Raw genomic sequence first — 24,228 nt, 5'->3', positions numbered from 1 at the left:
TGGGAAAACGTTCGTCTGACGCGTCATTCGAGCGATTTCCCGGCAGTCGATGGCATTTAAGCGGGCAAGCGGTAGAATACCGAGCCGAGTTGATGGCCGGCTTCCGTGGCAGGGTTCCACGCAACCCCTTCGGGAGTGGCGGTGCTGGCGGACGAGGAGTTGCTGCTCTGCGGCCAGATGAGCAGCTTCCAGTAGCCTGGCCGGTCCAGCGCGAAACGTCCCAGCACGGCACCGAGGTAGACACCTGACGCGTCGTTGACGTAGTTCGGCACCGCGAGGGCCCGGGGCACCGGCGTGATGGCGGCAGGAGCACCGGATTCATGAACGAACTGGAAGTACACCGACGTCGTCAGATCGTTGCCCTGGGCGGGCGTGCGGCCCGAGGTCTTGGCGCCGACGAAGAAGCGGTTCCCGTCGATGAGCCCGTCCGAGGCGGCGTCGATCACGTTTCCCCAGCCGGTCTGCGAATCGGGTCCTGGATAGCCGGGCACGCCCGCGGTGATGAAAACCCTCTCGAACCCTCTGTCCAGTTTCTGGCTGTGCACCACGTCGTTCCACTGGTCCACCTGCCGGGCCGTGGGGCTCAGCTGAGTCCAGCCGGTGCCGGCTTCGGGGTGGCGATCCGGGCTCGCGCGTCGTGCATCGCCAGCTCTGCATTGACCCCGGCCCCGGCCTGGACCCCCGAACCGGATGCGACGGAGACCATGGCGGCAAGGTTCTGGGCATTGCCGGCCACCCATACGCCGGGCACCTCCGTCTTGCCCATCGGATCAGAGGGGATCATGACACCCATGGGATGCTCAACCGCTTCGCCGCCCAGTTGTTCGTAGAGGCCGGTGCGGGCCGCGAAGACCGGAGCGACCGCGAGGGCGTCCAGTTCCAGGCGGGTCCCGTCCTGCAGCACGGCGGCGCTCAGCTCCTGTCCGGCGAACTCGAACCGCGTCACGGGCGAACCGGCGAGCCCGACGCCGGCAGCTTCCAGAAGCTCTGCCTCGTCCCCTGGTGCCCAGGAAACCCCGGGAGCACCAGATGCCTGGTCCGTCCAGCCTGGCAGCACCGTGACAGCGTCGCTGAGCTGTCCGAAGAGGAGCGCCTGGTGGACGGCCCGGGCGTCGGAGGCCAGAATCCCGATCCGTTGCCCGCGGACCTCCCAGCCATGGCAGTACGGGCAATGCAGCATGCTGTGCCCCCATCCTCGGTGCAGTCCGTCCACGTCGGGCAGGACGTCGACGAGTCCGGTGGCGAGCACCAGGCGGCGCGAACGGACGACGACGGCGGGCTCACCGTCCTGGACCACGACGCCGATGCTGAAGGCGCCGTCGTCGTGCGCCGCGGTGGTGGCCTCTCCGGAAAGGAACCGCACGCCGTACGCCAGAGCCTCCCGGCGTCCTTCCTCCAGCAGCTTCAGGGGAGAGATGCCCTCGTGGCCGAGCACATTGTGTGCGCCTTCTGCGGGGGCATTGCGTGGCTGTCCGGCGTCGACCACCAGCACGGAGCGCAGCGAACGTGCCAGGGCGATTGCCGCTCCCAGTCCGGCAGGTCCTCCGCCGACGATGACCGCGTCGTACGGTTTTCCGTCCATGTTTCCTCCTTGAGACCTTTTGGTGAGAAAGATTCTCGTTTAGTTGCAATGATTGAGCAAACAACTTTGCCGTTATGGCAAAGTTGAGTCCATGGCTGATCACGAGAAAGAAGACCCGGGGGAATTGCATCGCCTGCTGGGGTCGGTGGGTCCGAGGCTCAGAGCGCTGCGCGAGGCGCGAGGGCTGACGCTGGAGACGCTTTCCGCGGACACCGGGATCTCGCTGAGCACTCTGTCCCGGCTGGAATCCGGGATCCGGAGACCTTCGTTGGAGTTGCTGTACCCCTTGGCGAAGCACTACCGGCTTCCTCTGGATGAGCTGGTGGGTGCCCCTGCGGTCGGCGACCCTCGGGTGCATATCAAGCCGATCCATGAACCGGGCCGGACCATGTTGCCCCTCAGCCGCGGCGAGAACGGCATGTACGTCTACAAACACGTGCTCCACGGAGCGGCCGCCCCTGCTGAGCCGATGACCAGAGTGCATCCGGGCCACGAATGGCTCTATGTGATCGCAGGGGAGCTGCGCCTGGTGCTCGGCCGTGAGGAGTACCGGCTGGCACCGGGCGAAGCCGCCGAATTCGATACCACGACCCCACACTGGTTCGGCCCCGCAGGAGCCCGCGCCACGGAGTTCCTGGGCATCTTCAGCGCGGCAGGGGAGCGGGTGCATGTCAGCGAGTTCCTCGACTGAGCAGGCGGAGGCAGACCGGATCGTCCGAGCGGCGCGCTAGGCTGGCGCTGTCACGACACCGCATCTGTAAGGGGACATCATGAGACGGTCAGCGACATTCACGCTCCGCGCGGCCCGGGCGGTGACCGCTCTGTTGTTCGGCGTCGTCGCCGTCGTGATTCCCGTGCTCGCCACCGCGGCCCCGGCCAGGGCCGACGCGCCCGTGGACATCGTGGTCGAGGACACCGCCCATGCCCTGTACCTGCCGCAGCTCCAATCGGCAGTGGAGAAGATCTCGTTCTATCAGCCCACCAAGGTGGTGATCTTCACCAGGGCCGGGAGCAAGTCGGACAGCATCAACGAAGAAGTGCTCCGCTTCGCGCGGAGCAAGCACCCCGAATGGATCACCGCCGACGGCCAGAAGTGGGCCGACGGCCTGTTCGTCTTCGCGCTCGACACCACGGGACGCCATGTGGGCACCTACTTCGGCGAGGACCGGAAGATCCCTCTCGACGAACAGACGGCCATTCAGAACGACACGAAGGAACTCTTCCGCCAAGCTCAGTGGACGGACGGCACGATCGCCGGGGTCCGTTCTGCCGCGTCCCGGATCGGACGGCCCTGGTATCTGGCGCCCGCCACGCTGTGGACCGGCGGGATCGCGGGAGGCGCCGCGCTGGTGGGAGGTGGCATCTGGGCCGGCGTGCGCGCCAACAACCGTCGCAAGTTCGCAGAGGCCTTCGAAGCAGGGGACCGCTCCTACGCCTCGGTCACCCTCCAGCTTCAGGAGACCGAGCTGAACGCCTCGACCATTCCCGAGTCATCCGCCTACGGTGCCAGGGTCCTGGAACGCTGGCACACGCTGGAGGAGAAGCTGCGGGAGGCGACGGGGCTCCGTGAACGGCTTTCGGTCCTGAGCCCCAAGGAACGTTCCGTGGCGACGAACGTCTCGGAGGCGGCGCGATTCCAGGAGCTGGCGGAAACCTTGGACGGCCTCGACGACGCCATCGCGGACTCCAATTCTCTGTTGAACCTGAACTCGAGCTGGCGGGAGGCCTGGCGGAATCAGTCCGGCGGACTGGCCAAGGAACTCTCGGAGATGGGGGACATGCTCGAGCGTGGCGGGGCCGGTTCGAAGCTGGAAACAGCGGCCGCCCTGCGCGCCTACGCTGCTGCCGCTCTCGAACGGATCTCCGGACTCGAAGCCGGTTTGGATGACCGGAGCGTCACTCCGGATGCGGCGCTGGACGCCCTCAAGGCGGAGCGGGAGAAGACCGCAGAGCTGCTCCAGCAGCATGCCGATGCGGTCATCGCGGAGAACACCCGCTCAACGCGTGAGGCGGAACTGATGCGGGAGAAGATGCAGACCGCATCCGAAGGGCACCGTGATGTCCGGCGCTACAACGGCAGCATCGTGGATATCGCGTACCCGCGGGTCCCGATCATCTCGGTCATGAACTTCGGGTACGGGATCGATGCCGGGCGGCAAGCCGTCGATTCCTCCCGGAGCTCGTCCTCCTCGTCCGGAAGCAGCACCGGATACGGCTCCAGTGGGGGAAGCTTCTCCGGTTCGGGGAGTTCGTCCAGTTTCTGAGGACCGCGCGGCGCGGATTCCCAGTCTGACCCCAGGCAGCGGAAAGGCTCGTCCCATCTTGCGGGAGGACAGTGGATGCTACGGGCCGGAGCAGCCGGTCCGGGGCCTGATGGCAGGGATCCGAGCGGAGGTGGCGGCATGGGAACCAGGATTGCACTGAGCGTCCTCGGCGCGGCCGCCGCCGGAATCGTGGTGGGCGCGCTCGCGTCGATCACCAACGTCGACGACGTCGCTCGGATGCTGTTGAGCCTCGGCCACGGGACGGACGCGGCCCACACCTGGACACTCCCCGGATCGGGAGGATGATGCCCATCGACAGACGCCCTTTTACTATCCCGTTGTCAGCCCCGGAAGCGGCACGCTGTGGTCACAGACAGTTGTCGTTCACACCGGGGCCGACGGCGTTAAAGGGCTTCCCCGGGGCACCGCCGAGGCGTGTGCCAGCTGAGATGCGTATTTTCTGACAGGAAGTGTGGGCGGGTGGCCCGCGAGAAGGTAGATGTTCAATATTTGAACATTTGATGCAAACATGGTTCACATTGCAAGGGTGCAGGCTCCGTCGGCATGCCAGGGCAGGACGGTTTCGGACCGGTGGAGGGTTTGGTGCTGCCGAATCCACCGACGACAGGATGGATGAGGAGGGCATGTGAAGCAGGTGTTCGTGTGCATCGGGGCCGGGCAAGGACTCGCTGTCGTGTTGGAGAGCGTTGGGGTGAAGGGCTGAGATGCTGCGTTTTCCAAAGACGGTCACGGAGGCCGTGGCCGGGGTCCAGGACGGCTCCACTGTGATGATCGGCGGTTTCGGGAATGCTGGTCAGCCTTTCGAGTTGATCAATGCGCTGCTGGAGTCCGGGGCGAGGGGGCTGACCGTGGTCAACAACAATGCCGGACAAGGTGATCAGGGTTTGGCGTTGCTCATCAAGGAGGGGCGGGTACAGAAGATGATCTGTTCTTTCCCTCGGCAGTCCGATTCCTGGCACTTCGATGAGAAATACCGTGCAGGGCGGATCGAGCTGGAACTGGTGCCCCAGGGGAACCTGGCAGAGCGGATCCGGGCCGCGGGGGCCGGGATCGGAGGATTCTTCACCCCTACCGGTTATGGCACCATGCTGGCGGAAGGTAAGGAGACGCGTTTTCTGGACGGGAAGTGGCAGGTCTTCGAGAGCGCTCTGCCTGCTGATTTCGCGCTCATCAAGGCTCATGCGGCGGACCGGAAGGGCAATCTGGTCTATCGCAAGACGGCACGGAACTTCGGGCCGATCATGGCTGCTGCAGCGAAACACACGATCGTGCAGGTGCCAAGGATCGTCGCAGTCGGGGGACTGGATCCGGAGAGCGTGATCACCCCGGGAATCTACGTCAACAGCATCGTGAAGGTGGGCTGAGAGCATGACTGCACTACCGGCGTCGTCCGTTCCAAAGACGGATCCCGAACCGCTTGGCCGTGATGCGCTCGCTGCCTTGGTGGCCCGGGACATCGCCCCGGGGTCTTTTGTGAATCTGGGGATCGGTCAGCCGACCCTGGTGTCGGACCATCTCACTGCGGAGCAGGATGTCACGCTTCATACGGAGAACGGGATGCTCGGGATGGGGCCGGCTGCCCGGGGTGGTTGGATCGATGGTGATCTGATCAATGCGGGCAAGATCCCGGTGACGGAGCTGCCAGGGGCATCTTATTTCCATCATGCGGATTCGTTCGCGATCATGCGCGGGGGTCATCTGGACATCTGTGTTCTGGGTGCGTTCCAGGTGTCCGCGGGCGGGGATCTGGCGAACTGGCATACCGGGTCCGCGGATGCGATCCCTGCTGTGGGCGGGGCCATGGACCTGGCCACGGGTGCAAAGGAGGTGTTCGTGATGATGAACCTATTGACGCGGGAGGGTACGTCCAAGCTGGTGGAACGGTGCAGCTATCCGCTCACCGGAGTGGAGTGCGTGACACGGGTCTATACAGACCGGGCGGTGTTCCTCCTGGGTGCCGGTGGTGTGGTGGTGCGAGAGACCTTCGGATGCACCTTCGAAGAACTGAGGGATCTGGTGCCGGTCCCGCTGATACCGGCCCTCAACCCAGCCTGAGCTGAATCACTAGGTCACCGCGAGGGTGGAGGATGGCCGCCACCAACGATCCCGGATAGCATCGGCAGATGATTGAGCGAGTGCCGAGCGATGAGCGACAAGGGATTCAGTCCGTCGAAATAGCGATGACGGTACTGGAAGCTTTGGAGGCAGGGCGGGGCGCGATGACGCTAAATCAGATTGCCAAGGCGAGCGACATGGCTACGAGCAAGGTGCACAGATATCTGGTCAGTCTCGGACGGGCCGGCTTGGTGGCTCAGTCGCCTGGAACCGGACGCTACGATCTGGGGCCAGGACTGCGACGGCTGGGCATCGAATCCCTGCGTCGCATGGACGACGTCGAGGTTGTCGCAGAATATCTTCCAGGGCTGAGAGACAGGACTGGTCACGCCGTCAATCTCGCGGTATGGGGCGACCGCGGGCCGACCATTGTGCGCTGGCACTATGGCAGTTACGCGTTACCGATCACTGTTCGTGTTGGAGCCACCTTGCCGATCGCTTCGTCCTCCGTGGGACGCGCATTCATGGCGCACCTGCCAGTCGCAATGGTCGAGCGCGCGCTCAAGGCTGAGGGCATCGCTTCTCGTGAAGAGATGCAGGGAGTGATCGACGAAGTGCTGACCACGGGTCTTGCAGTCACCACCGACGCGATGATTCCTGGGGTCACGTCGATCGCGGCGGCCGTGGTCGCCGATGTCATGGCACTGCCGATTGTGATTGCAACGGCGATGCCGACCGGAGAGATCTCCGCTGACGATCTGCTCCAGGTGGGACATGAACTGCGTGGCGAGGTCGAACGGATCAGTCAGAGTCTTGGCAGCATTGGAACGCCCGGGACCTTCTGACGTCTTCGCTCTCCACAGGAGTCTGACCTATGCCGTCCCAAAACCGGCTTGAGGGTTGTGTTTTCACGCGGTGAACGATCCCGTTCCCGTGGCTGTGGACTTTGACCGCGGCCGGTCGTGGAGTAAACGTGTGCGCTCGAAGCCGGCATTGCTGCTGAAGTCACGAAGGCGCGAGTATCCCGGTCCAGCCCGACCAAGAGACTTCGTCGGAGGCTCTGTGATGGCCGAGCAGCTCATGAGGGGTACCTCCGTGAACCGGATGTTCTGTAGACAAGTCAAATTCACTATGCATAAACTCACTTCACATTGATAAGCGGTATTCGTTGTGGATGAGGAGACGTGTCATGAGGCAGCCAGCGCAGCACTTCATCGATGGTGAATGGGTCGGCAGTGAGACCATCAGTGACTCGCTGAGTCCAGCAGACAGCCGGGTATTGGGGCAGTATGCCGATGGCGGCGAGCACGAGGCCCGGGCGGCGGTGACCGCGGCGGAGCGGACTTTCCGCGAGACGCGCTGGGCACATGATCGGGAGCTTCGAGCCCGCGCACTGTTCGAAATCGCTGATGCTCTGGAAGCCCGTCAGGACGAGATCATCAGGGCGCTCGCCGTCGAGAATGGAAAGGTTCTGGGCGAAGCCGCTTTCGAGGTATCGCTGGCGATACCGAAATTGCGGTACTACGCCGGGCTTGCTCTGAGTGACATGGGTGCAGCGTCGGAGGTCCGTCCGGACACGTACTCGTTCTCGCTCCGCCAGCCCATCGGAGTCGCCGGGGTGATCGTCCCGTGGAACTCCCCGGTGGTTTTGTCGATTCGCTCATACGCCCCGGCGCTTGCGGCCGGTTGCACCGTCGCGATGAAACTGCCAGGGCAGACCGGACTGCTGAACGGTCTCATCGCCGAGACGATCGCCGCATCAAATAGCCTGCCTGCCGGTGTACTGAATGTCTTCACGGAATCCGGCAACACCGGAGCTCCCGTCTTGTTGCGGGACCCTCGAGTGGGCGTCATCAGCTACACCGGAAGCACCCGTGTTGGCCGGACGATCATGCGGGAAGCCTCGGAAGCACTGTTGCCGGTCTCACTTGAGCTTGGCGGAAAGACTCCGATGATCGTGTTCGAGGATGCCGATCTGGACGCGGCTGTCCCCGTTCTGACCAAGGCCATCACCACCTTTGCCGGACAGTTCTGCATGACAGGGAGCCGGATCCTCGCACACCAGCCGATCGCCGCTGAGCTTCGTGAACGACTCGCTGCCTCGTTGTCGAAAGTGAGGATCGGACCAGGTGACTCTCCCGAGAGCGATATGGGCCCGATGATCGATATCGCGAACGCAGACAGGGTGGAGACCTTCGTCGAAGACGCGCTCTCGTACGCTGTTCCAATTGTCCGAGGCGGGCGCCCGACTGAGCCGGAATTCGCGAAGGGCGCCTACTACAGGCCGGCATTGCTCGAAATCGAGGACGTTGCGGTTCCTCTCGTGCAGCAGGAAGTGTTCGGTCCGGTGGGAACTTTCGAGGTTTTCACGGACGAGGCCGATGCCATCGCGAAAGCCAACGCGACCGAGTATGGGCTCGCCGCCAGCGTGTGGACGAGGGATGTGGACCGCCCATTGCGTGTCGCACGGAGGATCGATGCAGGCACGGTGTGGACCAACACCTGGGGGCAGGTCAACGATCAGTTCGAAGAAGGTGGTTTTAAATCCAGCGGCATAGGCCGTCTGAACGGAAAACGCGCGTTGGAGGAATTTCAGCACATCAAGCACCTGGTGCACCAGGTGTCGGACGAGCACTGACGAGGAATCGTAAGCACGATCATCAGGAGACCGGGAGTGAGCTTCATGACAGCTGAGAACAGCATTCAGCAAGGCCTTGGGAGAGCAAACGGCGATGTGGTGCGGCCGGCAGACCGGTGGTTCCTCTGGTCTGGCCGGCATCCCGTTGGAGCATTGCTGGTGACCGGTTTCGTGGCGATTCAAATGGCCACGATGCTCGCGTACTTCATGCCGATCATTGGGCTTCCGGAGCTGTCTTGGCCGCAGCACAACGGTCGGTTGGGCGCCCCGGAGAGCGCTGAAGGCAGCGCTGAGAGGTACGCGGTGGGGCAGTTCATGCACTACCTGAACGGCATCGCCTTCACCTTCGTCTTCGGCTTGCTCCTGCACCCTGTGTTGCCCTTCAAAGGCGAGGGGTTCGGAAATTTCGGCAAGGCGCTTGTTTTCGGTGCCGTCCTCACCTTCGTCAGTATCGGATTCGTGACGCCGCAGATCTACGTTCCGGAAGCTCATCTGGGATTTCTCTCCTTTGGCAAGGGGTGGCGTTTACCGTTGGCGATCTTTCTCTGGCACATGATCTTCGCCGGACACCTTGGACTCCTCTACAACCCGGACCGCTCGGCACGCCTTGTTGCCGAACAACAACAAACAGTCGGAGCGTGATGCAGCCGTGTTCGGAAAAGTTGCTCTCGAAGAGCATGTCGCGCTGGAATCGACTCTGGAGGATTCCCGCCAATACGCACCACCTACCCATTGGTCGGAGCTGAGGTCGAGACTGCTGGATGTGCATGGTCGCAGGCTTGCGCTCATGGACGAGCACGGTATTGACATCACGGTGCTGTCGTTGAACTCGCCGGCAGTACAGGCTGTTCCAGATCCTGGGAAGGCTGTGGAGCTCGCACGGAGCGCCAACAACACTTTCGCGGAGTACGTGGCGGGTAACCCGACACGTTTCCGGTCGTTTGCCGCCTTGCCGATGCAGGACCCCGAGCTCGCAGCCGAGGAACTGACCAGAGCGGTCAACGATCTGGGCTTTGTCGGAGCACTGGTCAATGGGTTCTCCGAGCGTCACGACGGCACCATCAGCTACTACGACACGGCGGACTACGACGTCTTCTGGGCACAGTTGGAGCACCTCGGAGTGCCGTTCTACCTTCATCCTCGCAATCCTTTGACACGCGACGCGGCGATCTATCAGGGACATGAATGGCTTCTCGGGCCAGCCTGGGCTTTCGGACAGGAGACCGCGGTTCATGCTTTGCGGCTGATGGGTTCGGGTATTTTCGACAGATTCCCGACTGCCAGAGTCATCCTCGGACACCTAGGTGAAGGACTGCCATACAGCATGTGGCGGGTCGATCATCACAACGCGTGGATCGGGCAGAAAGCCGGGTACGCCGCGGAGCGGGCCATCGGTGAATACTTCTTACAGAACTTCTATCTCACGACGTCGGGCAATTTCCGGACGCAGACGCTAGTAGACGCGATGTTGGAAGTCGGAGCCGACCGAATTCTGTTCTCGACAGACTGGCCCTTCGAGAATGTGGACCATGCCTCCGATTGGTTCGATGCCGCATCTATCAGCGAACGTGATCGACGCAAGATCGGCAGCGATAACGCCCGTGCGTTGCTTCGTCTCCCCGCTGGACGAGCCCGGTGATCGGCCCGATCGGTGTGAGCCCGGATGAATGGAGCTTCATCCGGGAGACAGCGAATTCGAAGGTGGTCTTCGGACCGGGCTGTATTGCGCGGATCGCTGAGGAACTGCGTCTGCTCGGGGTGTCGAGGGCGATCCTCGTCAGTGGGGGCCGGACATCGGCCGGCCTCGACCAACTCGAACGGCATCTCGGGTCGTTGCTTGTGGCGCGATTCGAGGGGGCCGAGATGCACACGCCGAAGCACGTCACGGCACAGGCCTTGAACGTTGCCACCGAATCAGGCGTCGACTGCATCGTCTCGCTGGGCGGCGGCAGTGCTACGGGCTTGGCGAAGGCTCTTGGACGAGAGACTGGGCTGCCGACGGTCGTCATTCCTACCAGCTATGCGGGCTCGGAAGCGACGCCAGTTCTCGGCGAGACCGAAGATGGGGTCAAAACCACCATCTCCGCGCCGGAGATCTTGCCGAACGTCGTGCTCTACGATGTCGATCTGACCCTTGACATGCCTCTGTCTTTGACAGTGAACAGTGCCCTCAACGCCATGGCACACGCTGTCGAGGCCTTGTACGCGCCAACTGCTGTTCCGGCAGTGTTCGATACCGCCTTGCGAGCTATTGGACTGATCGGGTCGGCGCTCCCGGTGCTCCTTGAAGCGCCTCGGGACGTGGTCGCGCGGGTCTCTCTCTTGGAGGGAGCCTGGTTGGCCGGCAGCTGTCTTGGACTCGTCGGGATGGGTCTGCACCACAAACTGTGCCATGTGTTGGGCGGGAGTTTTGGTCTTCCGCACGCTGCGACTCACGCGATAGTGCTGCCGTATGTGGTGGCCTTCAACGCGACGTCGATCCCTCATGTGATTGGTGCTTTGGCCGAAGCACTGAAGACCCAGGACGTGCCGGCCAAACTCTGGGACCTTGCTCATTTGGCAGGCCCACCGGACTCGCTGGCCGGACTGGGGTTTGCGCCGGAAGACATCGAACGTGCGGTCGCGATTGCGATACGGGCCGAGTACCCCAATCCTCGTCCGGTGACCCCCGAAGGAGTGCGTCAGGTGCTTGAAGCGGCAATCAACGGAAAGCGGCCATCCGATCCTTTGAGTGAGCCTGATCTGGACAGGCTCACTCAGGAGGTGACTGCGAGTTTCGCACAGGCCGCTGATTCCAGATTGCGCTCGCAGCTGACGGGCCTGGTTCGTCACCTGCACGCTTTCGTCCGCGAGGAGGGCATCTCTGAGGATGAATGGACGGTTGCGATCGATTTTCTGACCAAGGTCGGACAGATGAGCTCGGATGTGAGACAGGAGACGGTACTGCTCTCTGACGTGTTGGGAATCTCGAGTGTGGTGGACGCTCTGACGAACTCGCGGACGCCGCAGAGCACGCCATCGGCGGTGCTCGGCCCTTTTTACACTGAGGGGCCACCACAGACTCCGCTGGGCAGCGACATCGCCGGGCCCATGGAGGGCGATCCGTTGTGGGTCGATGTGCGAATTCTGGACCGCTCCGGGGCCCCCATCGCCGGTGCAGTCGTGGACGTGTGGCAAAGTAACGACGAGGGCTTCTATGACCTGCAGCTTCCCGACCTCGATGGGCCGGTGCTGCGGGCTCGATTCGAGAGTGCCCATGACGGTTCGGTGAAGTTCTGGTCCATCAAACCGTGCGAGTATCCGATTCCCACGGATGGCCCAGTCGGAGCCCTGCTCCGTGCAACGAACAGGCATCCGTACCGGGCGCCTCATGTGCACTTCATGATCAGCGCTCCGGGTTTTCACCGCCTGGTCACACAACTGTTCGTAGCAGGAGGGGCCTATTTGGACTCCGACACGGTGTTTGGAGTGAAACCGGAACTTGTTGTGGAATTTCTTGAACAGACCGGAGCCACTCCTGATGGGCGCGCCTTGGGGAGGCCGTGGTATCTCCTGAAGTATGACTTCACCCTGGGTTCCGCCGGATAAGACGACCGGCTCGCTCGCGAGACGGCAGTTGATCATGGTCAGGGCTCCTGGCACTGTGATCAAGTGCCGTCTCGCGAGGGCTGGAGCGTTCAGAGCGTCGTCGGACGGTCCAGATGAGTCGGTGCGAACATGCGCAAGTGGGTGTCCACGACGACGACGTTCGGGCCGTCCGAGGCCAGAGCGTTGCGGAGCGCTTCCTCGACGTCCTCCGCGGCGACGCGGCGGGCGGGGACACCGAAGGATTCGGCCAGCGCGACGAAATCGGGACGGGTCAGCTCCGTGGCCGTCGCCTGGCCGAAAGCGCCCTCCATGTACTCGCGCAGAATGCCGTAGCCGCCGTCGTCCGTGATGAGCCAGGTCACCGGTGCATCGTGCTGCCGGGCGGTGGCCAGCTCAGAGATGGAGTACATCGCTGAGCCGTCGCCGGAGACGGCGAGCACCCGCTCGCCGAGGCCCACGGCACCACCGATCGCCGCACCGTAGGCCCAGCCGATGCCTCCGGCGCCCTGCGCAGAGTGGAATCCGCCCTGCCGTGCGTCCCAGCAGCTCCAGCCCCAGTACGCGGCGATGGTCATGTCCCAGAAGGTCTGCATTCCGTCCGGGACGGCGGCGCGGATGGAGCTCAGATAGCCGAGCTCGTGTCCGAGATCCTGAGAGGCGAGCCGGGTCTTTACGATGGCCAACGCCGCGGCCACGACCTCTTGCGGGGTGCGGCCGTGCCAGTCCCGGAGGGCGTCGCGCCCTGCGAGCGAAGCCGCAACCGCGTCCCGCAGGGCCGGGAGCGCCAGGCCCGCGTCGGCATGGATGCCGAGCGCGGGGTGGTTGGACTCGAGAACCCGGGCTTCGGCGTCGATCTGGATCACGTGTCCCCGCGGGGCGAGTGTGTAGTAGTTGGAGGTGACTTCGCCGAGGGACGTGCCGATGGCCAGCAGGACGTCTGCGTCCTCCGCGAGCTCTGTCATGTGCACGTCTTCAATCCAGGACTGCAAGGAGAGCGGGTGTTCCCAGGGGAAGGCGCCTTTGCCGCCGGGGGAGCAGATGACGGGGGCGTCCAGTGCTTCGGCGAGTTCCAGCAGCGCGGCCTCGGCGCGGCCTCGGCGCGCGCCGCCGCCGGCGATGATCAGCGGCCGGGACGCGCTGCCGAGCAGGCGGGCGGCCTCATCGATCAGCTCGGATCGAGCGGGTAGGGCCGGGATCCGGACCGCGACGTCCCGGACGGGCGGGATGGCCACAGGCTCCAGGAGGATGTCCTGCGGGACCTCCACCCAGACCGGACCCTGGGGCGCCGTGAGAGCTTCCGTCCAGGCCTCCTGAAGCGCGGAGGGGATCGCCGAAGCGTGCTGGACGGTTCGCTGGCTCTTGCTGACCTGGGCCGCAGCGAGTCGCTGCTCATCGAGCTGGTGAAGCATTCCGCGGCGTCGTGCCCCAAGGCCCGCTGTCGGGATCTGGCTGGCGACCACCACCATCGGCACGCCTGTCGCATATGCCTCCTGGAGCCCTGCCAGGGACGTGAGGGCGCCCGGGCCGGTGGACAGGAAGAGCACGCCCGGCGCGCCGGTGGCCCGGGAGTAGCCGTCGGCGGCGAAGGCCGAATTGTTCTCGATGCGGCTCGAGACGAAATGCAGCCTGCCGCGTCCCATGGCATCGAAGAGTCCCAAGGCATGCTGGCCGGGGATCCCGAACACGGTCTGGGCGCCCAGCTCCTGGAGCGTTTCCACGACCAGGTCTCCGCCGTTGCGGCCGATGTTCTGCTCTGCCGGCATTGTTCTCCCCTTGTGGCTTCGGTGACGTACGCAACACCATCGTAGTCATAGTTTTCTAATATGCACCTGTTGTTGCTGATTAGTTGACTTATGCTCCAGGCGAAATCTACCCTTGTGTCAGTCGTCACGCGCATCCGTGACCCAGCGCACCACCCTTTGAGTAAGGTTCACCATGGACGGAAACATCATCAATTCGGGGATCGTGATCCTCTATCTCGTGGCCATGCTGGCCTTCGGTTTCTGGGGCAAGTCCCGCACGAAGGACAACAGCGATTTCCTCGTCGCAGGCCGCCGCCTCGGCCCGATGCTCTACACCGGCACCATGGCCGCAGTGGTCCTCGGCGGCGCCTCCACGGTGGGCGGCGTCGGCCTGGGCTACAAGTTCGGCATCTCCGGCATGTGGCTCGTCGTCGCGATCGGCGTCGGCGTTCTGCTCCTCAGCCTGCTCTTCGCGGGCATGATCCAGAAGCTGAAGATCTACACGGTCTCCCAAATGCTGACGCTGCGCTACGGCACTCGTGCCACGCAGACCTCCGGCATCGTCATGCTGGCCTACACCCTCATGCTCTGCGCCACCTCCACCAGCGCCTATGCCACCATCTTCGTGGTGCTCTTCGGCTGGGAGCGCTGGATCGCCATCGCCATCGGCGGCGCGATCGTCCTGATCTACTCGACCATCGGCGGCATGTGGTCCATCACCCTGGCCGACCAGGTGCAGTTCTTCATCAAGACCATCGGTGTCTTCTTCCTCATGCTGCCCTTCGCCCTCAACGCTGCGGGCGGCTGGGACGGCATCAAGCAGCGTGTGGACGCTTCGTTCTTCCAGTGGGACGGCATCGGTGTTCAGACGATCGTCACCTACTTCGTGGTCTACACGCTCGGCCTGCTGATCGGCCAGGACATCTGGCAGCGTGTGTTCACCGCCAAGACCCCCAAGGTCGCCCGCTGGGGCGGCGCCACTGCCGGCGTCTACTGCGTGCTCTACGGTCTGGCCGGCGCCGTGATCGGCATGGCCGCCCACGTGGCGCTGCCGAACATCGACGTCGCGAATCTCGGCAAGGATGTCGTATACGCGGAGGTCGCCACGCACATCCTTCCGGTCGCCATCGGCGGCCTGGTCCTTGCTGCTGCCGTCGCGGCCATGATGTCCACCGCCTCCGGCGCGCTGATCGCCGCGGCGACAGTGGCCCGGACCGACGTCGTACCCTTCGTCGCCGGCTGGTTCGGCAAGAAGGTCGCCGTCGAGCACGACCGCAACCCCGAGGAGGACGTGAAGGAGAACCGCCTGTGGGTCCTCGGCCTCGGCGTCGTGGCGATCATCCTCGCGATCCTGGTCAAGGACGTGGTCGCAGCGCTGACCATCGCCTACGACATCCTCGTCGGCGGCCTGCTGGTCTCGATCCTGGGCGGTCTGGTCTGGAAGCGAGGCACCGGTCTGGGCGCGGCGGCATCCATGGCCGTGGGCACCGTGGTCACCCTGGGCACCATGATCATCCTGGAGATCAACGCCAAGGTTCCGCTGGACGGCGTCTACGCCAATGAGCCCATCTACTACGGTCTGATCTCCTCAGCGGTCGTCTACGTCGTGCTTTCGCTGCTGAGCCCTGCCACCGATGCCAAGGTCATGGCGGCCTGGAACGCACGCCTGGCCGGCGCCAACGCCGACGAGGAAGCGGACGTCCCCGCCCACTGAGGCCGGTCGTCCGGGAACCACGGTTCAGGAACGCCGTTCGGGAGCCGCACGAGCCTACTGCTCGTGCGGCTCCTGAAGCGTTAAAGACGACGACGGCGGTGCGGACCGGTCACGCCGGCGATGGAGAAAGCCGGCGAGGCTGGATCGACTAGCATGACGTCATGCCTCGAACCAGCCCCGACCGTGTGCCCACCCAAGGGGACGTGGCGAAGCTGGCGAAAGTCTCGGCACAGACGGTTTCGCGTGTGATGACCGGCAGCCAGAAGGTGCACCCGGACACTGAACGCCGGGTACGGGAGGCTGTTGATCTGCTCGGCTACCGGGTGCATGGCGCGGCCGCGGCGCTCGCCACGGGCCGTACCCGCCTGCTCGGAGTGATCGTCGTGTCCACCACTCAGTATTCTTCCAGCGCCATCGGCGTCGGGATCGAGATGGTCGCCGCCGCACATGGGTACACGGTGACCACGGCCGCCGTGTCCAACCACTCCTCGGCCTCCGCCTTCATCACGGCCTTCGAGCGTCTGGAACGTCAGGGGGCGGAAGGCGTCATCATCGTCGCCCCCGTCGATGTGCAGGATCCCGGGATGATCGCGTTGATGAAACGCACTCCGACCGTGCAGATCGAAGGCAGGAGCCAGCTCGGGCGGGATGGGCGGCCGGGTTCCACCGCCGAACAGGAACAGGCCCAGATCGCCCGCTCGGCGACGGAACATCTTCTGCAACTCGGTCATGAGACGGTCTGGCATGTCTCGGGTGACGAGGACTGGCTGGAGTCCGGATGGCGTTTGTCGGCGTGGCAGGAAGCCCTGCGTGAGCGGGGAATCAATCCGCCGCCGGTCGTGCACGGGGATTGGACCCCTGAGTCCGGGTACCGGGCCGGGCGCGCACTCGCTGCTGATCCGGGGGTGACCGCTGTGTTCGTCTCGAGCGACGAGATGGCGTTCGGAGTCATTCGTGCCCTGCATGAGGCCGGGCGCCGCGTGCCCCAGGACATCTCCGTGGTCAGCGTCGATGACATCGCCCTGGCCGAGTATGCGTCGCCGGCCCTCACCACCGTGAGGCAGCCTTTCGCGGACCGGGGGCGTGCTGCAGCACAGCAGGTCATCGCCCTGATCGATGGCGCTGTGACCGAGCCTTTCGTGCCGGCCTTGCCGGAACTGGTGGTCAGGGCATCCACAGCCCCACCGCCCGGCCGGTGACGGTGCCGCCGCTGCCGCGCGGACCTGCCTGGACGACGGCGGGGCGGACCCGGAGAAGGGTCCGCCCCGCCGTCGTCCGACTTCTTCAGCCGCCGGACGAGCGGAAGGTCACAGGATCGACCACGATTGCACCATGCCCGACGACGGGCTCTGCTGGGTGAGCCCGGTCCCGTCCGCGTTCGTTGTGGCGGAGAGCAGCAAGCCGCTCTTCACTGACGTGATCGTGTAGCTGCCGCCGGATTGCGGAGTCACCGTCCAGCGCTGGTTCGTCCCTCCCATGCAGGTCCACTGGATGACCTGGGCTCCGGCGGCCGTTGAGCCGCCGGAGACATCCGCGCAGAGCCCGGACTCGCCGTTCTTCAGGGTGTACGAACCGTCCGTCTGCGAGGTGAACAGCCAGCTCTGGTTTGCTCCTGTGTTGCTGGTCCACAAGACGAGCTGCGTCCCGGCGGTCGTGCTGTGGTTGGGATCGTCAACGGAACGGCCCCCGGAACTGATGGAGTGGGCGCCGTCCAGCGTCCCGGCCGAGCCGACCACCGTCAGGGAGAGTCGTTGCTCGTCAGCGGTCCGCGAACCGCCCACCGTGCTGCCGCTGGCGTCGGTCCACGACCGTGCCGGAGTGGTCTCAGCCAGCCGCCCCGTTGCAGAGGACAGTGCGATCACCAGCCCGCTGTAGCGGTTGACGATCCGGTAGGTGCCGTCCGTGGAATTGTTCGCAGAGGAGCGGTTCTGGAGGACCCACCACTGCTGCCCCACTGTCGGAGTGCCCGGACTGCCGGCTGTCAGTGCCGCACCCCAGGCCCGGCCGCTGTTGGCGGTCGAATTCACACCGAGCAGAGCGCCGGTGCTGGTGTTGGTGATGGTGTAGGCGCCGTCGCCGGTCGCCGTGAACCGCCAAGCGGCCCGGCCGTTGTCGGAGGTGGTGGACGTGACAGCCGTGCCGGTGGTGGCCTGCGCGAGGAGGCGGCCGCCGGCCCCGAGCTGGTAGGCCTTGCTGGTGTCCACCGGAGCGGCTGCCGGGCCTCCGAGGGAGACGTTCACATATTCTCCGGACTTGCCGCCGGAGCAGCCGAACGAGCAGTACATCCGCACGTCCTTGCCGACGATCGACGAGCTGGTCTTACTGACCGGGTCCAGGAACCAGCGGTACCAGGACGCGGTGTGATAGGCGCCGGTGTCGCCGAGGAGTGTCCATTTCTGGGTGGTGAGGTCGGAGGTGGCGTAGATCTGCTGGGGCGCATTGCCGCTCTGATCGACGGCTTGCGGCTCGCCGATCCAGAGCCCGAGGTAGGCGTTCCAGGAGACGTCCATGACGAACAGCGGAGAGGTCGGGGGAGTGGTCCCAGCGGCCACCTGCTGGGCGACACTGCCGGTGTTGTTCGGCGAGTATTCGGCACTGGCCGGTGTGTAGCCGGTGGTGTTCGACGTCGACACGGGGACCATATTGCTTTCCTGCCCGCCGACGCCGGGCTGGTTCCATTGCCCGTTGTACCACTTCTGCCAGCTGCCGGCAGCCATCTTCCCGGAGAGCGGTGCCCTCGCAACGTGCGCTTGGAATGCGGCCCAGCCGCCGTTCTTGTCCACGACCCGGGAGCCGTAGTAGACGTAGAAGTACCCGGACGCGGCGTCGACCACCAGGCGCGGGTCTCCGTCGCCGTAGTAGTAGCTCTGCTGCGGGAAATCGGTGGTGTTGCCTCGACTGGTCCCGTAGGGCGAGGTGATGATCCGGCTCTTGATCTGCCAGGTCATCCCTTGATCGGTGGAGACCGCCAGATCGATGCCATCGAAGTGGACGCCGTCACCATAAGGCTGCGGAGTGAACTCATTGTGGACGAGCCCGTACCAGGACCCGGTGTCCGGGTCCACCCAGACACCTGCCAGATCACAGAAATTCCGTTGGGAGTACGAGGCTGTGCTCGGTGCGCTGCTCGCGATGAGGCCCGTGGGGCTGTTGTTGCACCGCCAGGTGGTGTCCTTGTTCGAGTCATTCGGATTCGACGGGTTGACCGAGTTGGTGAGAGTGGTCGAGAGCGAAGCGGTGTCCATGGTCGAGCCCGTGAAGAACGACCACTTGCGTTCCTGAGTGGAACCGTAGAGGGAGTGGGCCTGCTGGAAGTAGTAGCTGCCGTCCTTGTCGATGTAACCGGCCGCCGGAGTGTCGTCGGGGGTCGTCCAGCTGCCGGTGCCACCGACGGTGACGGTGTAGCCATCGGCCGCGGATGCCTCTGTCGGCGGTGCCGACAATGCCGCGGCGGCGACCGTCAGGGCTGCGACCCCGGCGACCGCGGCCAGGGGCAGACGCTTGCTCAATAACATGCTGTCTCCGTTCTCCAGGAATGTTTGCGCAAACATTCTCAGCGCAATAAGGCAAGTATTGAGCAGGGAACCTGTTTCGGCAAGGGCCGTCAGAGAAAGAGACGGGGCGGACGGGCCGCGGAGTGCACCCGCTTCAGAGACCCTGGTTCGACTCCCAGAGCAGGGCCAGGAAGCCGAGCACGATCGCGAGACAGACGCCGAGGTTGATCCACTTGTACTGCAGGAACACAGCGATGAACTCGCGCAGGAACGCGCTGGGGACGAAGTATGCGGCGGTCCTGGACCCGCGGACGATGGCCTTCATCCCGGCCCGGCGGGTGTACATGGCGGCTCGGAACACGTGATAGCTGCTGGTGGCAACGGTGATGGCGGGGTCCGGAACCGTCATGAGCGCCCGGGAGAACTCCAGATTCTCCATGGTTGTCCGCGCGCGAGGTTCGGTCAGCACCTCGGTGCTGGGAATGCCTGCATCCCGCAGATACTCGGCCATGGCCTCGCCCTCGCTGCGGGACTCGTCCGGTCCTTGCCCGCCGCTGGGGATGAGAACCGGCTTCGAGTCGGCTGGGGAGCGCTGATAGATCTGAATCGCTTTATCGAGGCGTCCTGCCAGGAGCGGCGGGACCTTTCCGCCGATCAGACCGGAGCCGAGGATGATCACGTAGTCGGGGACCTGGCGGCTCCGTGTCCGGGCATAGACGAAGGAGTAGACCAGGAACGCGGAGAAGACGAAGCCCACATAGGCCACCAGCACGAAGATCAGGAATGGGATCATGCTGAGCCAGGTGGGAGCGTCCGGACGGCTCGTGACACGCCCCAAGGCTCCCAGAAGCATGGGAGCGAAGAGCACCAGCAGTCCGACCGCGAGGGAGAGCAGATTGGCCAGGCTCCGTCCTTCCCGCCGCAGCATCATGATGCCGTTGACCACCAGGAAGACTCCGAGCACCGGCACGGCCAGGAGCGCGAGGAGGACACTGAGCAGCAGGATCCACGCCGTCTCATCGTTCCGGCCGAGGCTCAGCAATGCGAAGCCGAAAGCCAGCAGCAGGAACACGCCATTGCGAAGCCGTCGCCGGTCCCGCCAGATGCTGAACGCCCCGGCGAGTGCGAAGACAGCGGCGAGTACCGTGGTGATGTTCTCCGCGATGACTCGGGTGATGGTGTCCATTGATCATTTCCTCCCGCAGGCAACTCTACGCAGGAGGTGCCCAGGGACGATCGCCGGTGGCCTCGGCTCAGCCGATGGTGGCGCCGAAGAGCAGACCCAGGACGTAGGTGGCCCCGGCGGCCCCCAAGCCGATCAAGAGCTGACGCAGCGCGCGGCTCATCGGTGAGGTTCCGGACAGCAGCCCGACCACCGAACCGGTGCCCAGCAGCACGATGCCCACCAGGACTACGGCGAGGACCAGGGCCCCGACACCGCTCATGCCGAACAGGAACGGCAGGATGGGGATCAGTGCGCCCGAGGCGAAGAAGCAGAAACTGGAGGAGGCGGCTCCCCAGGCCGTGCCGATCTCCTCGTGTTCGTCCTGGTCCTGTTCCGGGCGCTCCGGCCAGAGGGACAGGCTGGGGTCGCAGTCGCAGCTGAACTGCCCGAGACGTTCGGCGGCCCGGTGCTCGGCGGCTTCCCGGCTCATGCCGCGGGCCAGATATACGAGCACCAATTCGTTGTGTTCAAGATCCAGGCGTGGTGCGACGGCCAAGGTGACCTGGGTCGGGCGGCTGGCGTCCAGGAGTTCCCGCTGGGAACGGACCGAGACATATTCGCCCGCGCCCATGGACAGCGCTCCGGCCAGCAGGCCTGCGACGCCGCTGAAGAGCACCACCTGGCTGCTCACGCCGGTGGCCGCCATGCCCATGACGAGCGAAAGGTTGCTGACGAGGCCGTCGTTGGCCCCGAAAACCGCGGCTCGGAAGGTTCCGGAGAGGCGTGCCCGGCCGCGGGTGGCGAGGCCCCGGACCACCTCTTCGTGGATCTGCTCGTCTGCCGCCATGGCGGGTGTGGCGTGCGGATCAGTGGAGTACGGGGAACGGCCCTCGGCCCGCTGGGCGAGCGCCAGGACGAACACGGAGCCGAAATGGCGGGCCAGGAAACCCAGGAAACGGCTGTTCAGCGAGGCCGGGCGGGGCTTGCCGGCGTCGTCGCCGAGCAGGCTGAGCCAATGTGCCTCGTGGCGGCCCTCGGCTTCGGCGAGGGACAGCAGGATCGCCTTCTCCTCACCGTCACGGCGAGCGGCGAGCTCCCGGTAGACGGAAGCCTCGGCTCGTTCGTCGGCCAGGTACTGCTGCCAGCGTCTGATATCTGCAGCGGAGGCTTGGGGGGTGCTCATGAACACGGGCTCCTGGGGTCGGGATGATGGTGGCGCCCCATTGCGCAGCCCTCACTTTAGCGCGAAATTCCGCGGATTTTCGGCCGGTTCACCGAGGATTGTTGTTTCGGTCGACCGCAAACCCGGGAGCGGTTGCAAGAGGAAATGCAGTGCTCGTCCGTCCCGCAGTCCGGTGGCGGCGACGCGTACGGTGAGCGCGCCGTCGTTCCAGAGAGGTCTGCGCACCGCGCGGCTCAGGGCGTCCAGCAATTGGTGCGGCTGAGGACAGAAGTAGTGCTGCGGCACGCCCTGGAGGTGAAGCGTGACCCGGCCGCTCTGCGGCTCGACGGAAGGGATGACGGTGACGGACATCGAAGCCTTTCGGCAATGCTCTTGCCCCGCCAGTGGAACGGGGCCGCTTCTGCATCCGAGCCACCCGTGAACATGGGGTTGGCGGGTGGCCAGTCGGAGCTTGGCGCCACCTCTCGTGAAGCTTCCTTTACTCTAGATCACGACGACGTCGCGCGGCCCGCGCCCGGACGTCCGGGCTGCAGTGTGACGCTGCGTGAACGGGTGAGCTCACGACGCGAAGTTGCGGGGCAGGCAGGGCCTGGTGACTGGTACTAAACTCCTAGGCAGATGCTGCCCGTGAGCCGGATCACCTCCCTTGTTCTTCGCAGCCCCGTCAGAGAAGGAATGGCCGCCATGAAAGCCCTGCCCATCGAGCCGAGCAATGCGCCGATCAACATCGGGTCCAGGATCCGCGCGGCACGCAAGGCTCAGCGGATGACGATCGAGCAGGTCGCGGAGGTGACGGGCTTGACCAAGGGCTTCCTCTCCCGCGTGGAACGCGACCTCACCTCGCCGTCGGTGGCGTCCCTTGTGACCCTGTGCCAGGTGCTTTCGGTCGACATCGGTGACCTCTTCGCCGATACGGAGGTGACCCTGACCCGCAAGGATGAGGCTCCGAGAATCTCGCTCGGCGGCGAGGGCATCGTGGAGACGCTGCTGACGGGCCGTTCTGAGCGCAGGCTGCAAGTGCTCAAAGGCATCATCGAGCCGCGCGGCAAGGGCGAGTCGGAGCTGTATGCCGTCGACTGCGACGTCGACGTGCTGCACGTGGTCAAAGGCAGGATCGTGCTCACCTTCTCCAACGAACGGTACGAGCTCTCCGAAGGGGACACCCTCAGTTTCCCGGGTCGCGAACCGCACACCTGGCTGAACCCCACCGATGAGGAAGTCGAGGTCCTCTGGGTCCTGGTTCCTGCTGCCGCGGCATGAGTCGTGGCGGCATGATCGATGGCTGAGGCGCCGGTAATCGGGCCCTGAGTCCGCTATCCACGGCGCCGACGCCTGCCGAGTCAGCTATTGGGGGCGTGAGTCAGCTACCCCGGGCAGCGGACTCACGCCCCCAATAGCTGACTCGGCGAGCCCGGAACGGGTGTCGAGTCTTGGCGCTGCGAGACCGTCAGTTGCGTAGCGCGGCTGCAGAATCCTGGGCTCGGAGCGCCGCTTTGATCCGTCTGCGCACTCCTCCCGGGTCATCGAGGTCCGCCCAGCTCAGCCGGACGAATCGCCACCCCAGCTCCATGAGATGACGTTCCCGGAGGCGCTCTTCGTACAGGGCGCGTTCCGTCGGCTTTTCGCCGAAGTACTTGACCTCCCCATCGAACTCGACGGCCAGCATGCTGTCTGGCCAGGCGAAATCCAGATATCGCCAGCCGAGCGGCGTCATGACTGCCATCTGAGGTACAGGGGCCGTGAGGCTCTCCAGGTGGAACAGCAGCCGCGAGCGGGACTCGGCCACGGACTGGCTTCTCTGGTCGGCGAAATCGACGACCATCCGGGCGTTCACCACGCCTCGGTGACCGGTGAGCCTCTCCAGCATCCGGTGCATTCGACGACGGTCGGCCCCAAGGGCCAGCGCCTGATCCGCTAGGATGAGCGCGTCTTCCACCGGCATGATTCTGGCGCAGTCGATAATGGTGCGTTCGAGCGTCGTGACCGGGACACCGTTGACGATGTCCCAGTCCGTGCCTGGCACCGGAATGAAATGCGTACGAATGTCCGAACCCAGGCGCCGCGCGCACGGTTTGCTCCGGCATGAGACATGGATGAGGGGGCTGTCGCGCCAGAAGGACAGACCTCTGAGTCTGGCTGCCGAGGTGTGGCTGTAGATGTAGGCGGGATCTTCCTTGTTTTGCGTCAGGCGGAGATGAGCCGCCAGACGGCGGTCTGCGCGCTCGCTGAGAGTGAGTCGTCGTTGTTCCTCAGCCGGCGCGAAGACGCCTATCCGTGGGCGGACGATGTCATTGTTCGCGAGCAGCCGCCGTCGTGCGTCCTTGCCGATTCCGAGGAGGTCGAGCTCCGAAGTCAGCCATGGACCCTGTCCGTCTGGGAGCAGTGCTGCCGGTGTTCTGTTCATACCGCGACGTTGCGGCATGAACGAGCCGCGGAGGACGGCCGGAGCTCCCATGTGGAAAAACCGGCGTGGCGAACTGTGGATCGTGCCCGAGGGGAACTTGTTCGTCAGAGCTCCTGAGTCCGCTATCCACGGCGGCGACGCCAGCCGAGTCAGCTATTGGGGGGGGGGGGGGGGGGGGGGCGGGGCGGGGGGGGGGGGGGCCCCCCGGGGGGGGGGGGGGGCGGGGGGGGGGGGGGGGGGGTGGGGGGGGGGGGGGGGGGGGGGGGGGGGGGGTGGGGGGGGGGGGTGGGGGGGGGGGGGGGGGGGGGGGGGGGGGTTTTTTGGGGGGGGGGGGGGGGGGGCCCTGTGGGCGGGGGTGGGTTTATTCGGGTCCTGCCG

General features: G+C 64.9%; 21 protein-coding genes and 1 riboswitch. Of the genes, 13 read left to right on the top strand and 8 right to left on the bottom strand.

What is annotated here, in order from left to right:
- Positions 1–56: 56 nt before the first annotated feature.
- Together ACIPXZ_RS15075 and ACIPXZ_RS15070 are read right to left on the bottom strand one after the other, a co-directional pair.
- Positions 57–566 carry a hypothetical protein gene (locus ACIPXZ_RS15075; protein ID WP_400595750.1) on the bottom strand — a complete coding sequence of 170 codons (510 nt, stop codon included), beginning with the start codon at positions 564–566 and terminating at the stop codon, positions 57–59.
- Positions 567–583: 17 nt separating this feature from the next.
- Positions 584–1,582: an FAD-dependent oxidoreductase gene (locus tag ACIPXZ_RS15070; RefSeq protein ID WP_400595748.1), complete on the bottom strand. Its 999-nt coding sequence runs from the start codon at positions 1,580–1,582 to the stop codon at positions 584–586.
- Between the two features lie 91 nt (positions 1,583–1,673).
- Between ACIPXZ_RS15070 and ACIPXZ_RS15065 the strand changes: the two genes are divergently transcribed.
- The 10 genes from ACIPXZ_RS15065 to ACIPXZ_RS15020 all read left to right on the top strand — a co-directional run bounded on the left by ACIPXZ_RS15065 (position 1,674) and on the right by ACIPXZ_RS15020 (position 12,148).
- A complete protein-coding gene (locus ACIPXZ_RS15065; protein ID WP_400595746.1) occupies positions 1,674–2,273 on the top strand; it encodes a helix-turn-helix domain-containing protein in 600 nt (199 codons plus the stop codon).
- Positions 2,274–2,352: 79 nt separating this feature from the next.
- Entirely contained in the window at positions 2,353–3,846 is a 1,494-nt protein-coding gene (locus ACIPXZ_RS15060; protein ID WP_400595744.1) for a DUF5129 domain-containing protein, read from the top strand.
- A gap of 138 nt (positions 3,847–3,984) precedes the next feature.
- The gene (locus ACIPXZ_RS15055; RefSeq protein ID WP_400595742.1) at positions 3,985–4,152 is read left to right on the top strand and encodes a hypothetical protein; all 168 of its coding nucleotides are present in this window, start codon (positions 3,985–3,987) and stop codon (positions 4,150–4,152) included.
- A gap of 419 nt (positions 4,153–4,571) precedes the next feature.
- Complete coding sequence (locus ACIPXZ_RS15050) at positions 4,572–5,231, top strand: 3-oxoacid CoA-transferase subunit A (RefSeq protein ID WP_400595740.1); 660 nt, start codon at positions 4,572–4,574, stop codon at positions 5,229–5,231.
- A gap of 4 nt (positions 5,232–5,235) precedes the next feature.
- Entirely contained in the window at positions 5,236–5,922 is a 687-nt protein-coding gene (locus tag ACIPXZ_RS15045; RefSeq protein WP_400595738.1) for a 3-oxoacid CoA-transferase subunit B, read from the top strand.
- Between the two features lie 68 nt (positions 5,923–5,990).
- Positions 5,991–6,767, top strand: a complete 777-nt coding sequence (locus ACIPXZ_RS15040) for an IclR family transcriptional regulator (protein ID WP_400595736.1) — start codon at positions 5,991–5,993, stop codon at positions 6,765–6,767.
- 344 nt (positions 6,768–7,111) lie between these two features.
- Positions 7,112–8,560 (top strand): aldehyde dehydrogenase family protein, encoded by a 1,449-nt coding sequence (locus ACIPXZ_RS15035; RefSeq protein WP_400595734.1) that lies wholly within the window; start codon positions 7,112–7,114, stop codon positions 8,558–8,560.
- Between the two features lie 36 nt (positions 8,561–8,596).
- A complete protein-coding gene (locus tag ACIPXZ_RS15030) occupies positions 8,597–9,202 on the top strand; it encodes a hypothetical protein (RefSeq protein WP_400595732.1) in 606 nt (201 codons plus the stop codon).
- 7 nt (positions 9,203–9,209) lie between these two features.
- Positions 9,210–10,199: an amidohydrolase family protein gene (locus tag ACIPXZ_RS15025; protein WP_400595870.1), complete on the top strand. Its 990-nt coding sequence runs from the start codon at positions 9,210–9,212 to the stop codon at positions 10,197–10,199.
- A complete protein-coding gene (locus ACIPXZ_RS15020; protein WP_400595730.1) occupies positions 10,196–12,148 on the top strand; it encodes a maleylacetate reductase and hydroxyquinol 1,2-dioxygenase domain-containing protein in 1,953 nt (650 codons plus the stop codon). Before ACIPXZ_RS15025 ends, ACIPXZ_RS15020 begins: the two co-directional genes overlap by 4 nt.
- Positions 12,149–12,237: 89 nt before the next feature.
- Here the strand turns inward: ACIPXZ_RS15020 and ACIPXZ_RS15015 are convergent, their stop codons facing one another.
- The gene (locus ACIPXZ_RS15015) at positions 12,238–13,911 is read right to left on the bottom strand and encodes a thiamine pyrophosphate-binding protein (RefSeq protein ID WP_400595728.1); all 1,674 of its coding nucleotides are present in this window, start codon (positions 13,909–13,911) and stop codon (positions 12,238–12,240) included.
- A gap of 172 nt (positions 13,912–14,083) precedes the next feature.
- Here ACIPXZ_RS15015 and ACIPXZ_RS15010 point away from each other — a divergent pair, with 172 nt between their 5' ends.
- A complete protein-coding gene (locus tag ACIPXZ_RS15010; protein ID WP_400595726.1) occupies positions 14,084–15,604 on the top strand; it encodes a sodium:solute symporter in 1,521 nt (506 codons plus the stop codon).
- Between the two features lie 161 nt (positions 15,605–15,765).
- A complete protein-coding gene (locus ACIPXZ_RS15005; protein WP_400595724.1) occupies positions 15,766–16,803 on the top strand; it encodes a LacI family DNA-binding transcriptional regulator in 1,038 nt (345 codons plus the stop codon).
- A gap of 108 nt (positions 16,804–16,911) precedes the next feature.
- Here ACIPXZ_RS15005 and ACIPXZ_RS15000 read toward each other — a convergent pair whose 3' ends face one another.
- From ACIPXZ_RS15000 to ACIPXZ_RS14985, 4 genes are all read right to left on the bottom strand, one after another.
- A complete protein-coding gene (locus ACIPXZ_RS15000) occupies positions 16,912–19,119 on the bottom strand; it encodes an RICIN domain-containing protein (RefSeq protein WP_400595722.1) in 2,208 nt (735 codons plus the stop codon).
- Between the two features lie 133 nt (positions 19,120–19,252).
- On the bottom strand, positions 19,253–20,284 hold the full coding sequence (locus tag ACIPXZ_RS14995) for a YdcF family protein (RefSeq protein WP_400595720.1): 1,032 nt from the start codon (positions 20,282–20,284) through the stop codon (positions 19,253–19,255).
- Between the two features lie 67 nt (positions 20,285–20,351).
- A complete protein-coding gene (locus tag ACIPXZ_RS14990) occupies positions 20,352–21,446 on the bottom strand; it encodes a VIT1/CCC1 transporter family protein (RefSeq protein WP_400595718.1) in 1,095 nt (364 codons plus the stop codon).
- A gap of 51 nt (positions 21,447–21,497) precedes the next feature.
- A complete protein-coding gene (locus ACIPXZ_RS14985) occupies positions 21,498–21,797 on the bottom strand; it encodes a hypothetical protein (protein WP_400595716.1) in 300 nt (99 codons plus the stop codon).
- Positions 21,798–21,809: 12 nt separating this feature from the next.
- Positions 21,810–21,918: riboswitch (SAM riboswitch) on the bottom strand.
- A 212-nt stretch (positions 21,919–22,130) separates the two neighbouring features.
- Between ACIPXZ_RS14985 and ACIPXZ_RS14980 the strand changes: the two genes are divergently transcribed.
- The gene (locus ACIPXZ_RS14980; RefSeq protein ID WP_400595714.1) at positions 22,131–22,706 is read left to right on the top strand and encodes a helix-turn-helix domain-containing protein; all 576 of its coding nucleotides are present in this window, start codon (positions 22,131–22,133) and stop codon (positions 22,704–22,706) included.
- A 187-nt stretch (positions 22,707–22,893) separates the two neighbouring features.
- On the opposite strand, the gene ACIPXZ_RS14975 is transcribed toward ACIPXZ_RS14980, so the two are convergent.
- Positions 22,894–23,850 (bottom strand): hypothetical protein, encoded by a 957-nt coding sequence (locus ACIPXZ_RS14975; RefSeq protein WP_400595712.1) that lies wholly within the window; start codon positions 23,848–23,850, stop codon positions 22,894–22,896.
- Positions 23,851–24,228 lie beyond the last annotated feature (378 nt).

The sequence above is a fragment of the Arthrobacter sp. NPDC090010 genome (assembly GCF_044748305.1).
Taxonomy (GTDB): domain Bacteria; phylum Actinomycetota; class Actinomycetes; order Actinomycetales; family Micrococcaceae; genus Arthrobacter_E.
This window is presented reverse-complemented; position numbering and strand designations above follow the sequence as displayed.